This window comes from Candidatus Jordarchaeum sp., from assembly GCF_052745115.1.
Genome location: NZ_JBRAKS010000099.1, coordinates 1 through 11,884, shown reverse-complemented (window position 1 = coordinate 11,884; position 11,884 = coordinate 1). Strand labels below are relative to the sequence as shown.

Below are 11,884 nucleotides of genomic sequence, written 5' to 3'. Positions count from 1 at the left end.
ATAGCCATATATGGTATTATTTAGTATTAAATCTTCCTACTGTTGTAAACCCTTTGAATTCACCATTTTGAACCTCAAGCAAGTCTTTGTCCCCAATAGGACAGGAGGGACAAGCAAACCCCCGTTTTTTGAGTTCATTAAATCTTTCTTTTCCAAATCTTTCATTAGCCTTATCTGCAGGATAGGCAACACTCCAATTATCGTGTAAGAATCCGTAAAGATTCCAAATAACATCCCAAGCAGCCATAAAACTATACTGCTGAAAGAATTCTCGAAGAGGATAATTTTTCATACGAATAAGCATTGCATCAACAGTCTCAATGAATCTCTTACGATCCGCCACCCTAATCCCTTTGGTCCCCCGTGCTACCATGGCTTTTAAATTCTTTGAACCCATAACAGCTCCTAAACCACCTCTACCAACCGTGGCCGTCTTATCAACCAGGGCAAAGGAGTATCGAACCAAGTTCTCCCCGGCTTGTCCAATAGCAATCACACTACAGTCGCCATGGTATTTCTTTTTCAGTTCATAATCAGCAGTATACAGGTCTTTGCCCCACAGACCAGCAGCATCACATATCTCCACATCGTCATCAAAAATCTGGAGGTAAACCGGTTTCTCCGCTCTCCCAGTTATTACTATGTGATCATATCCCGCCCACTTGAGCATACCGGCAAAACCCATGCTGCCACTTCCAGACGCTACCGCCCCATTAATAGGTAATTTTGTGGTTATCATTACTCTACTTGTTGAAGGAGCCATAGTGCCAACTAGAGGCCCCGCACCCACAATAATAGGATTATCCGGAGACAAAGGATCTGTCTCTGGTTCGATTAAATGATAGGCTATCCAATTGTTTACTCCAAAGCCCCCAATAAACTTCCTTACAACTTCCAGGTCTAGTGTGTCTACCCTCCACTCTTGATCCGTGAGATTCACTTTCAGAATTCTACCCGCATACCCATTGAATTCCATTTAGCCACCCTCCTTGACTACTAGGGCACCATAGATACAGTAATCAGCGCAGAGACCGCAATTATTACACTCTTCAGTAAAGCGGATTTCATTACCATTTAAACCCTTAATTCGGATTCTGGCCTTAAGCGGGTTAAAAACACCAGAGTACCTAAGTGAACATCTTAACGCACACATCAGACAGCCCATACATTTCTCGGGATTCACGACAATCTCCACTACGCTTTTATTATCAGACATGAAATCAAATCACCTTTTCTCAAAAGTGCTGAAATCGTACTATATTAATTCAGTGACCTACTTTGCAGTTAATGGAAAAACATTGACAAAGTCAATATAAAATATTTGTTATAAGAACATAGAGCATTTTGAGAATTTTAATGATTATTTGAAGTGGGCTCCGTACTTGTGGTATATTCTGCAGGTTCCCTCATAGGAAACCATGCATGGGCCATAAGGCTTTTCAGGTCTACATACTGTTCCGAATAGTTTGCACTCCGGAGGATATATTTTCCCAATTATTACTAAGTGGCAGTTACATCCGGGATGAATGTCCACCGAGTTTTTTATTGTGAGTTCATATTTTTTCTCTGCATCATATTCTTCGAATTCTTTTTTCAGTACATAACCGGATTCCGGTACTCGCCCAATTCCCCTCCAATGAGCGGAAGCAACATCAAAAACTTCACCAAGTATTTTTTGAGCCTTAAGATTGCCCTCCTCCTTCACTAGTCGAACATACTCGTTTTCGCACTTCGGGTCATTGTCCTTTAGCTGTTTTAGAAGCATGGCTAAGGAAAGTAGAACATCATTAGGTTCAAAACCAGACACCACAGTAGGCATACGGTAAGCATCTGCAAAACGTCGGAAGGCTTTAACTCCAATAATCGTTGCCACATGCCCTGGACAAATGAATCCGTCGATTTGGAGATCTCCGATGCCCATTAGAAGTTCCATCGCCGGGGGAATAAGCCGGTGCGCGCTTATTATGCTGAAGTTTTCGGGTACCCCTCTAATTAGCTCTGATGCAATTCCCGGAGCTGTGGTTTCAAATCCCACCGCACAGAAGACCACATCCTTGTCCGGGTTTTTCTCAGCGATTTCAACCGCGTCATGTGGACCGTAAACTATTCTTACGTCTGCGCCCTCAGTTTTTAAGCCATAAAGAGAGCTTTCGGTGGCCGGAACCATCATTAAATCGCCAAAAACAGTGATGATTACGCCTCTCCGGGCAAGTTCAATAGCCTCATCTAAAACCATGGAAGGCGTGACACAAACAGGACACCCAGGACCGGCCATAACTTCAACACTATCTGGAAGAAGGCTCCTTAAACCGTTTTTGCTAATAGTTTGTTCATGTCTCGAGGCTTAGAGCACGCTTCTAGGCTGTCCCGCATACGTGAACGAACTTCACCTTCTGGTCCGGAGCCAAACTCTTTATTTTTTCAGATAACCTACTCGCAAATTTGGGGTCCTTATATGCTTTAAGAAAATCTTCCATTTCACCACTACCAGCACATAAAATAGAAATTCCAATATTTAGTAAAAACGCGACCTGTAACAGTCCAAATACCATGAGAACAAACAATTTAGCGTATATATTGTTATCCCAGATTTTTGACACTTAATATTTTGATCTTCTTTTAGAAGATGGAAATTTTATTTTCGGTTTTTCTTTGTATTGTTTTTTTATCCTGTTTTCAGCTTTTTTTAATTCGTTTATGGTGTTAACGTTGAAAAAAGTTACGAGACCGGGATCCAGTTGTTCGATTACTTTAGTAGACAGGTATAGGACTCCTTTGAGGTTTTGTAGTAGAGAACGCATGTCCATCCGGTTTTCGGTTAAAGCTTTTTGGGCAGCCTCTCTTGCAGGCTTTGTGCGGTAAATGGCGTGTAGTGGTTCAATGTATCCATTTGGCCACCGAGGGATCACCACATTCTCTGTGGTAATGACCTCCCTCATTAATCTAAGCACCTCGGTGTTTACGAAGGGTAGGTCACAAGAAAGGAGGTAAAGATAATCATATTCGCAGTTTTTAAGAGCCGTGTAGGCTCCAACAAGTGGACTGTTAATATCGGAAAATTCGTCGATTAATATTCGCGCTCTGCCATCTAACAACTCTTCATAGGATTTATTGATATTTGAGCCTAAAACGATATATATTTCGGGAAATAGCTCCTCGCACGCTTCTAGGACGTAGAGAAGCATGGGTTTACCGCAGAGGGAAATTAAGCCTTTGTCGGCACCCATTCTTAGGGATTTTCCTCCACAAAGAATTGCTGCGGCAGAATCACGAATCATTTCACTATTCTCCGAGAGAAGATAATTAATCTAATGAAAATATTTTTGGAATTCATAATATTACACGTTGAGGATTGGTATAAATGTTCATCCGTTTTCCCCGAGTGAATCCAATTAGCGTGATATTGGTTGATTCCGCAGCTGAAACACCGGAATCGGTTGCAGCGGAAAGAGATGCCACTATCGGTATGCTGGCTCTTGCTACTTTGACCACCATATCCACTGTTTGTCTTCCAGTGCTCATCAAAAACGATTTATCAAAACTTTTACCAGAAAGAATGGCCGCCCCTATCACCTTATCAACCGCATTATGTCTTCCAACATCCTCTGACAGATACATCAAATCTCCCTGTTCAGAGAAAAGAGCTGCAGCATGAGTTCCCCCTGTTTCCCGAAAAATCATTGCTTCATCATTCATAATTTTGGCGGAAGATAAAATAACATCACTCTTAACTCTAAGGTCTGACATAACCTTTGGAATCCCTAAACCTTGCTTCAACTGAATGAAATACTCTGGAGGACCACAAGCCGAGGTCACTAATCTTCGACCAGTAATACAAGTAGCAAGCCGATCCTCAATATCAATCCCCTCTTTTAGTGTGATATTTGCAGTGTAGTTGGAATAGGTATAATCTTGAACCTCGTTTGGGTTTTCTATTACCCCTGTGGTGAAAAGATGTCCAAAAACGAGTTCTCTCTCCTCACCAGGAAGGTATACCACACCCACAACTTGTCTACTGTTAACTCTGATAATCAAAATATTTTCTCGAACCACTTTATCTTGAGTTTCAGAGACTTCCCCACTCTTTAAACGAGTGATTTTAACCGATAATGTTCTTTCCAATCCAAAGCACCTTAAATGATTGGATACCCGGATTATAATGAATGAATAGATGTTTAATACTAGTACTCAAAATATTAAAAAGCCAATCGATAACCATTTCCAAAAATATTTTCAATAGATCCAACCTTAAATAAGTTTAAACCACAAAATTCCATATAATATAAAAATCAATATTATTAAAAATTTTGAAATAAAAGTGGTGGTGTCCTCTTGACTCCCAAAGTGATTGCTATCGGTGAGATATTAATAGATTTTGTTGCCTCTGAACCAGTTTCTTATATAGATACTCCAAGTTTCTTGAAGTGTTTCGGCGGCGCACCTATGAATACTATAGTGGGGGTGTCAAGGCTGGGGGTAAGCAGTGGGGTAATAACAGCTGTGGGAGATGATCCTTTTGGGAGATTCCTTACAGTAGAACTCCGGAAAAATAGAGTCGACGTTTCTCATGTTACAATTAAGAAGGGGAAAAGAACCACAATTACTTTTGTCGCAAATGATCCAGAAACTGGTGAAAGGAGTTTCCTTTTTTACAGGAAGCCGTGGAGTGGTGACACTGCAGACAGTTTACTCGAAATAAAAGATATTGATCAAAACTATGTTGCAGGTGCTAGTATTCTTCACATCTCAGGTTTTGCGCTCTCACAGAATCCTTGCCGGAACGCTATTTTTAGAGCTATGGATTACGCCGGAAAAGCGGGAGTTAGAATCTCATTCGACCCCACATTAAGATTGGATATGTGGGATTCCCTCAAGGTTTTAAGAAAAACATATGAAAAAGCACTAAAATCCTCAGACATAGCAACCTTTTCCAGAGAGGAGGCAGAGTATATTTTTCGAACCAATAACCCTGAGGAAGCAGCACATAAGGCACTAAGATACGGAATAAAAATAGTAGGAATCAAATTGGGAAATAAGGGATCCATAATAATGAATGATGGAGGCGAAAAAATCGAGTCACCAGCCTTTAAGGTTAAACCCATAGATACCACGGGAGCGGGAGACGGTTGGAACGCAGGTCTTCTTGTGGGACTAGTCAAGAAATGGGATTTAGAAAAATGTATTACAGTTGCAAACGCAATTGGGGCGCTAGTAGTTACAAAGAGGGGAGCTATTACTGCATTACCCGATAAGAAAGAACTTCTCAAATTTTTAAAAGAGAAAACCAAAAAGGACATTAAGATTTAGCTCGCATAAAAGATTTGAACTATTGTTTTGCTTTTTTTAGAATATAGTCTAGTAGTAGGTCGGCTATCGGTATTTTTGTTGCTTGGTATAAACCCTTCCAGGTGGCAGAGGAATTTACTTCAATTATTGTAGGTCCATTTGGGCTCTCAAGTATGTCCACGCCGGCGTATTCACAACCTAAAACCTTTGCAGCCTTGATACTGAGTTCTTCCAGTTCCGCTTCCAGTTTACAGGCTACTGGTTTTGCTCCTTGGTAAACGTTTGTTTTCCAAGAGTCGGATACTCGGTACATAGCTGCTACCACTTCTTCTCCAATTGTGAAGGCTCTAATGTCGCGATTTCCGTGGGGGACAAATTCCTGCATATAGATTACAAGATTAGAGAAAGCGAGGTTATTGAAAATTCTTGAGGCGGTTTCAATATCAGTGGCTCTGGTTATTCCTTTTCCCTGTGAACCAAATAGGGGCTTAACAACCACATCACCAATCTCTTTAAACACTTTTAATGCTTCAAACGCATCTTCCGTAACAAAGCAGCGAGGGGTGGGCAATCCTGCTTCCTCCAGAAGTGCTGATGCATAAAACTTGTCACTAGCCTTCTCTATCGCTGAGGGGGGATTGTATACTTTCATGCCTAAACGTTCTAATCTATGGAGCGCGTCCATTCTCAGTATTACTTGCTCTAATGATCCTAGATTAAAGCCTCTAAAAATAAGAGCATCCAAATCTAGAAGGTTTATGTTTTCGAAGGTGGCGGGAAAGTTAGCCGAGACGCCCAAGATTAGTTTTCTCATGGGAATAAGTACTATCTTAATATTTCTTCTCTCAGCTGCCTCTACTAGTTGGGGCACTGCAAATCCTTTTTCGCCTCCTTCCGTTAAGATGCCAATCATTTTTTCACCCTAAAAGAAATTATTTAGTTCAAACTTTTAAAGATTAATTTTAACAGCTTCGACTTCAATACTGCAAAGACTAAAAATAAAATTTACCAGAATAACATAATTTTTCCATTTTAAAAATAGGAATCCCATATTCTATACATCTATACGTTTGCTTAAAAAATGGGTTTTTATAATATGCAATATTGAGTAGCGGTTCTCGTAATTTTCTGCAATGTAATCTATTTTTTCTTCTAGGATTTTTTTCAATTTTTCAATTATCTTTAGTAAATTGTTTTGAGATTCCTTGAATTCCTTCATCCATTGGTGTTGACGAAACCCATTATGTAAGGTCCACTTCTCGTCTTGAATGTAGGAGCAGATTTCATTGAAAATGCTCATAGGTATCATTTTGTAATCTTCAATATATTCTGGATTTTTAATTTTTAGGAGATTTTCAAGTTCGTAGCTGTGTTTTCTTGAGAGTATTCGTCCAGTGTAAAAGTCCGAGCTATAAGAATCATAAAGTTTGGCTTCAATAACCTTGAGCTCCTGATCGTCTACTACTAGTTCCTGTCTTCTTTTTTTCAAAGCATCGCGAATAGAAAAGCGGAGAATCTTTCCCGCTTCCAAGTATAGATAAAAGTATTCTTTGAATTTTTCAGAAAAATCGAGAAGTAGATCCGTGATGTCCTTAGGAGTATTACGTCTAATACTTGGCGGTAGTTCTTCCCAAAAGGTCAACGGATTCTCTTTACGTACATCTATCTGCCCTGGAACTTGGTAAAATTTAATACTTTCCTGTATTTTTTCAATCGCATTAAGCAGGGGTTCATAGATTTCGATTTTATTTTTCATTGCCAGCTGGCCCTCTCTCTCTAACCCCTTAAAAAAGAAATCTAAAAGGAATACGATGATTCCCCCTAGGATTGCTCCCACAATAACGCTGAGGATTATTAGAAAATAGTTTACTCCAAAGTCCATCGGTTTCACTACGCATAACTTTGATATTTCTTATATTTAAATTAAATAAAAAACGCTGAAAAATATTTTTATCATTGATTATAAAAAAGTATAAATAATAATTTTAAATAATTCAAGAATCAATTCCTTAAAATTAGATCAATATTTTTCAGAAATGTAAAAGAATATTAATTAAGTACACTATTTACTAAAAATATTGGGAGAACAGCTTTTTTAACCAATATATCGTATGTTTTATAGAAAAATTTTATAATATGTTTTACTCAAATCTTAGTAGGATTCGGGAAGATACCATTTTGAAGGTGTAATACAATCATCAATTTCTAGATTTTGGTAGGTGGTGGGTCTTAAATTTGACAGTCGAATCTGTCCGAATTAGATTGGAGGACGAACTCACACTAATTAATCGTCTAATTTCTGAAGTTAGGCGGGATTTGAGAGAGGGACAGGATCACAATTTAAGCTCGATGCTGATTCGCTTGGAAAAGGCACGAGAACAATTAGTCCGAGCACTAATTTACGCTAACGAAGATTTTGAGATACTTCCCAAATGGCGAGACAACCCGGATTATATTTTCAATTTAAATCTCTTTATAAAATACTTAGAGCCAGAAAGATTTTTCCGGGAATTTAGCTTCGGAGATTTTAAGGCAGACTTGCTAATTTGGGATGGAACAACTTGGGGATTTCTGTGGATAGTTAACGAGCCTGAGGAGTGTTTTAGCTTAATTAAAAGCCTTTATGAATTTTTGGAAACAATAAAAGATTACAAAAAGGCGGATCCCATTATATACAAGCTCAAAGTTCATGAAAGAGAAGGTATACCTTTCAGAGTATTATTCTGTTTAACAAAGAATATTCCCATAAACCTTCTAGAGGAGGTTCAAAGTTTAGCTGAAGAGAATATCATTATGCAATTTTTTCTCCTAGATCTAGAAAAATTCCCTCACATGATTATTGAGCCCCTACTTTAAAAGCAAAAATTAACACATAGACCAAAACACACTCAAGTCAATTTTAAGACTTTTACCATTCTGGATTGAGAAAGAAGTGACTGTAGTTTAGCTTAAAAAATTACAATTTTTTAATGCTGGCTTTTGGTGAATAAATATTATATGTGCAAATTACTTAGCTCTCTATATAATTTCCATTAGTGATGAATCAACATTGAACATGGAGATACTGTTTTGGAAAAAGACTACAACATGATATTAACGGGTATCGGAGGAATGGGCGTTGTTCTTGCTTCAGATATATTAGCTATGGCTGCCCTCGAAGAGAGTCCAGAGAATAAGGTGAGAACTTCACAGCTTAAAGGTATGAGTCAACGCTCAGCCTCGGTGATTGTTCACCTGAGATTTGGTCCTAATGTTGATAGTCCACTAGTGGCTAAAGGTTCGGTTGACGCTCTTCTATCACTTGAATTGTCAGAGGGATTACGCTATATGGATTATCTGAATAAAAATTCCATTGCAATCATAAATACTGAAATTAATATCCCCCCTATTGCTCTACACGGGAAAAAGGTGGAGATAAACCAGTCTTTGTGTTATGGATGCGGGAACTGTATTGCCTACTGCCAAGTCAACTATTACTTCAAAGGCAATCACGATTTTCTTGTTCTTAGTAGCCCGGCTACAAGTGTGATTAGTGGAAAGTGTATTATTCAGGATTCTTGTACCGGGTGTGGTCAGTGCTTTTCTGTTTGTCCAAGATCAGCAAAGAAACTAATAGAAAACACTGCCTATCCAGAAATGAACCAGATTGCTAATTTATTGAAGGAAGTTACAAAAAATGTATTTATGGTATCGGCATCGGATCTGGTTAAGGACTTGGGAAATCCCAGAGTAGCAAATATTTTACTTCTGGGAATTTTATTAGGAACCGAAAAAGTACCTTTAAGTATCAAAACTGTTGAGTCATGCATTTCAAGGCTGGTTCCAGCCAACTTCTTGGATATTAATTTAAAGGCATTTCGGAAAGGTGTTGAAAAAGGACGAGAAATTTTATTCACATAACTTTAACTTAGCCCTATTTTTTAAACACGCATTTAAAATTTTGATTTATGCTAAAAGAATTGTTCACAAGTATTGTACCAAACTTATATCCTTGAATAGCAAAAAGAAAATGGGATGATTGAATGGTTAGACCGGTATTTGTTCAAGATTCACCGGGTACACGTGTAATTATATTGGGAAACGAAGCCCTAGCACGCGGAGCTCTTGAGGCAGGAGTAAGAGTTGCGGCAGGATACCCGGGAACCCCGGCAACAGAGATAATCGAAACCCTCGCCACCATATCCAAATATTATCCCGACATATATGTAGAGTGGTCGATAAATGAGAAGGTCGGTTTCGAAACTGCTTTTGCTGGCTCAATGTGTGGAGTACGATCGATTGCCTGCATGAAGCATGTTGGTTTAAATGTTGCTCTGGATAGTTTTGTAACCGCGAGTTATGCAGGGGCCAGAGGTGGCTTTGTTTTAGTTAGTGTGGATGATCCAGATTGTCACTCCAGTCAGAATGAACAGGATAATCGCCAATTGGCAAAACTCGCTTTTTGCCCGGTCTTTGAACCGGCAAACGCAAATGAAGCAAAAGAGATGATCAAATTCGCTTTTGATTTTTCAGAGCAGTACCAAACATTGGTAATGCTACGCAGCACCACCCGGTTAAGCCACTCTCAACAGGACGTCAAGCTCGGAGAGATACCTCAGATAAAAAAGGCGGGTAAATTTGACCACGATAAAAGCCGTTGGACCTTTCTACCGGTCAACGCAAGAATTCAGCGGAAAGTCATGCTTGAAAGAATGGAGAGAATAAGAGAAGCAGTTGAATCGAATCCCTTCAACAAGATGATGCTCAACGAAAATTCAAGAACCGGTATACTAGCGGCTGGTCTATCACACACATACGTAAGCGAATATCTTGAGAAAAACGATTTCATGAGAGAGGTTTCCTATCTGAAGCTGGCTACAACATTCCCACCTCCAAGAAAATTAATCGGCGAATTTGTGTCTAACTTGGATCGTATCTTGGTGGTGGAAGAACTTGAACCTTTTATCGAGGAATATGTTATCATGTACGCTAAAGAGTTCAATCCAGCTCTGGAAATAATCGGCAAAAAGCTATTACCTCAATTTGGGGAGTTGTCACCGGAAATTACCGCAGAAGCAATAAACAACTTCCTAGAGAAAAGGCAGCGTATCCCAACACAGAAACAAAAAATCCAAAACCAGCAAGAAATTAAAGCTCCACCCCGACCCCCGGTCCTGTGTCCAGGATGCCCGCACAGAGCCTTCTTTTACGCATTAAAGTTGGCAGAAAAACGAAGCAAAACAAAATTCATATACAGCTCGGATATAGGATGTTACACTCTGGGGTTTTATCCACCCTTAGAAACTATTGAAACTTGTTTGTGCATGGGAGCAAGCATAGGTATGGCTAATGGTTTTTCTAAGGCCGGGGAGGATAGTCCTATTTTTGCCATTTTGGGTGATTCAACATTTTTCCACGCAGGCGTCCCTGGGCTCATCAATCTTGTTTACAACGGTAGCAAGGTCATCGTTGTTGTTCTTGACAACGGTACCACCGCAATGACAGGGCATCAGCCCCACCCGGGAACTGGTTTCCGAATAGATGGCTCCCCGTCCCCCAAGATTCAAATTGAAAAAATTGCAGAAGGATGCGGAGTGAAATACATTAGGGTAACTGATCCTTACAATCTAAAAAACACCGTCGACACGATTTTGGAGGCGGTTTCGCTGCGGGACGGCCCAGCTCTAATTATTTCGCGTCAAGACTGCACCCTAGTCAGTCAGCGTAAAAAGAGAGAAGCCAATGATAAGATTATTCCCTACAAGATTGATAAAAATAAGTGTACCAAGTGCCGACTCTGCATCACCACCCTTGGTTGCCCAGCATTTCTCGTTAAAGGCGATGAAGTAGAGATTTCACAGAACCTCTGCTTCGGCTGCGCCATATGTCAAGACCTGTGTCCTGCTGAAGCCATACAGAAATCTGAGACAGAGTAGTTGGAAAATTAATATTAAAAAATAATTTTGTAAGAAGGTGATGTATTATTTATCAAAAGCAAGTATTTTATTTAGAGGTTTATCTTTTGTTGGTTATTTCTTAATATTTTTTTCAAAATAGTTATAGATGAAATCTACAATTTCTTTGGTAGGGGTTCCCGGCCCATATATTTCTGCTACTCCTAATTTCTTAAGTTCTTCGATTTCTTCCTTTAATACTATTGTACCCCCAGCAAGAATCAGCCGGTTTGATATTCCCCGTTCTTTCATCACTTCTAAGACCCGTGGTATAAGGGTCATATGTGCTCCGCTAAGAATTGAAAGACCGATAATAGTGGCATCCTCTTGTATGGCTGCTTCAACAATTTGTTCAGGAGTTTGGTGAAGCCCGGTGTATATTACTTCCATTCCTGCGTCCCTTAGCGCCATGGAAACTACTTTAGCACCTCTATCATGTCCGTCTAGACCCGGTTTAGCCATGAGAAATCGAATTTTCGGCTTTTTGGACATGATTATCACCATTTGAGATTTAATGTCTCCATCCTCTTTTAAATTATCGTTTCGATGAAAAAGAGGTCTAAACTCTTCCTTTTCTTAGCGATTTAAGGTGCTATTTAAGCTTAACTATAAGTTCAGTATTTGAAAATGAGTTTTTGGGGGTAGGGATACCCTTATAGTGGAGA

11 protein-coding genes and 1 pseudogene are annotated in these 11,884 nt (G+C 39.4%); 4 read left to right on the top strand and 8 right to left on the bottom strand.

Annotated elements, in window-relative coordinates; translation table 11 throughout:
* Positions 1 to 16: 16 nt before the first annotated feature.
* From ACUVXA_RS08875 to fdhD, 5 genes and pseudogenes are all read right to left on the bottom strand, one after another.
* Positions 17 to 976 (bottom strand): aldehyde ferredoxin oxidoreductase N-terminal domain-containing protein, encoded by a 960-nt coding sequence (locus tag ACUVXA_RS08875; RefSeq protein WP_445870895.1) that lies wholly within the window; start codon positions 974 to 976, stop codon positions 17 to 19.
* Complete coding sequence (locus ACUVXA_RS08870; protein WP_445870894.1) at positions 977 to 1,216, bottom strand: 4Fe-4S binding protein; 240 nt, start codon at positions 1,214 to 1,216, stop codon at positions 977 to 979. It abuts the gene before it with no gap.
* 144 nt (positions 1,217 to 1,360) lie between these two features.
* Positions 1,361 to 2,326, bottom strand: a pseudogene (gene hypD, locus ACUVXA_RS08865) (hydrogenase formation protein HypD); the annotation flags it as partial.
* Positions 2,327 to 2,600: 274 nt separating this feature from the next.
* Complete coding sequence (gene mobA / locus ACUVXA_RS08860) at positions 2,601 to 3,278, bottom strand: molybdenum cofactor guanylyltransferase (protein WP_445870893.1); 678 nt, start codon at positions 3,276 to 3,278, stop codon at positions 2,601 to 2,603.
* Positions 3,279 to 3,330: 52 nt separating this feature from the next.
* Positions 3,331 to 4,122: a formate dehydrogenase accessory sulfurtransferase FdhD gene (gene fdhD / locus ACUVXA_RS08855; RefSeq protein WP_445870892.1), complete on the bottom strand. Its 792-nt coding sequence runs from the start codon at positions 4,120 to 4,122 to the stop codon at positions 3,331 to 3,333.
* A 210-nt stretch (positions 4,123 to 4,332) separates the two neighbouring features.
* Between fdhD and ACUVXA_RS08850 the strand changes: the two genes are divergently transcribed.
* Positions 4,333 to 5,307 carry a carbohydrate kinase family protein gene (locus tag ACUVXA_RS08850; protein WP_445870891.1) on the top strand — a complete coding sequence of 325 codons (975 nt, stop codon included), beginning with the start codon at positions 4,333 to 4,335 and terminating at the stop codon, positions 5,305 to 5,307.
* Positions 5,308 to 5,326: 19 nt separating this feature from the next.
* Here the strand turns inward: ACUVXA_RS08850 and ACUVXA_RS08845 are convergent, their stop codons facing one another.
* The gene (locus tag ACUVXA_RS08845) at positions 5,327 to 6,199 is read right to left on the bottom strand and encodes a RimK family alpha-L-glutamate ligase (protein ID WP_445870890.1); all 873 of its coding nucleotides are present in this window, start codon (positions 6,197 to 6,199) and stop codon (positions 5,327 to 5,329) included.
* Between the two features lie 141 nt (positions 6,200 to 6,340).
* The gene (locus ACUVXA_RS08840) at positions 6,341 to 7,168 is read right to left on the bottom strand and encodes a hypothetical protein (RefSeq protein WP_445870889.1); all 828 of its coding nucleotides are present in this window, start codon (positions 7,166 to 7,168) and stop codon (positions 6,341 to 6,343) included.
* Positions 7,169 to 7,521: 353 nt separating this feature from the next.
* On the opposite strand from ACUVXA_RS08840, the gene ACUVXA_RS08835 reads away from it, so the two are divergent.
* The 3 genes from ACUVXA_RS08835 to iorA all read left to right on the top strand — a co-directional run bounded on the left by ACUVXA_RS08835 (position 7,522) and on the right by iorA (position 11,201).
* Entirely contained in the window at positions 7,522 to 8,142 is a 621-nt protein-coding gene (locus ACUVXA_RS08835; RefSeq protein ID WP_445870888.1) for a hypothetical protein, read from the top strand.
* A 213-nt stretch (positions 8,143 to 8,355) separates the two neighbouring features.
* Positions 8,356 to 9,186: a 2-oxoacid:acceptor oxidoreductase family protein gene (locus tag ACUVXA_RS08830; protein WP_445870887.1), complete on the top strand. Its 831-nt coding sequence runs from the start codon at positions 8,356 to 8,358 to the stop codon at positions 9,184 to 9,186.
* A 122-nt stretch (positions 9,187 to 9,308) separates the two neighbouring features.
* A complete protein-coding gene (gene iorA / locus ACUVXA_RS08825) occupies positions 9,309 to 11,201 on the top strand; it encodes an indolepyruvate ferredoxin oxidoreductase subunit alpha (protein ID WP_445870886.1) in 1,893 nt (630 codons plus the stop codon).
* A 93-nt stretch (positions 11,202 to 11,294) separates the two neighbouring features.
* On the opposite strand, the gene ACUVXA_RS08820 is transcribed toward iorA, so the two are convergent.
* A complete protein-coding gene (locus ACUVXA_RS08820; RefSeq protein ID WP_445870885.1) occupies positions 11,295 to 11,711 on the bottom strand; it encodes a cobalamin B12-binding domain-containing protein in 417 nt (138 codons plus the stop codon).
* Positions 11,712 to 11,884: the final 173 nt, after the last annotated feature.

What these genes read in the sequence shown, in the direction of transcription:
- ACUVXA_RS08875 (WP_445870895.1), bottom strand. Translation starts at nt 976, where the DNA reads ATGGAATTCAATGGGTATGCGGGTAGAATTCTGAAAGTGAATCTCACG.
- ACUVXA_RS08870 (WP_445870894.1), bottom strand. Translation starts at nt 1,216, where the DNA reads ATGTCTGATAATAAAAGCGTAGTGGAGATTGTCGTGAATCCCGAGAAA.
- mobA (WP_445870893.1), bottom strand. Translation starts at nt 3,278, where the DNA reads ATGATTCGTGATTCTGCCGCAGCAATTCTTTGTGGAGGAAAATCCCTA.
- ACUVXA_RS08845 (WP_445870890.1), bottom strand. Translation starts at nt 6,199, where the DNA reads ATGATTGGCATCTTAACGGAAGGAGGCGAAAAAGGATTTGCAGTGCCC.
- ACUVXA_RS08840 (WP_445870889.1), bottom strand. Translation starts at nt 7,168, where the DNA reads ATGGACTTTGGAGTAAACTATTTTCTAATAATCCTCAGCGTTATTGTG.
- iorA (WP_445870886.1), top strand. Translation starts at nt 9,309, where the DNA reads ATGGTTAGACCGGTATTTGTTCAAGATTCACCGGGTACACGTGTAATT.
- ACUVXA_RS08820 (WP_445870885.1), bottom strand. Translation starts at nt 11,711, where the DNA reads ATGTCCAAAAAGCCGAAAATTCGATTTCTCATGGCTAAACCGGGTCTA.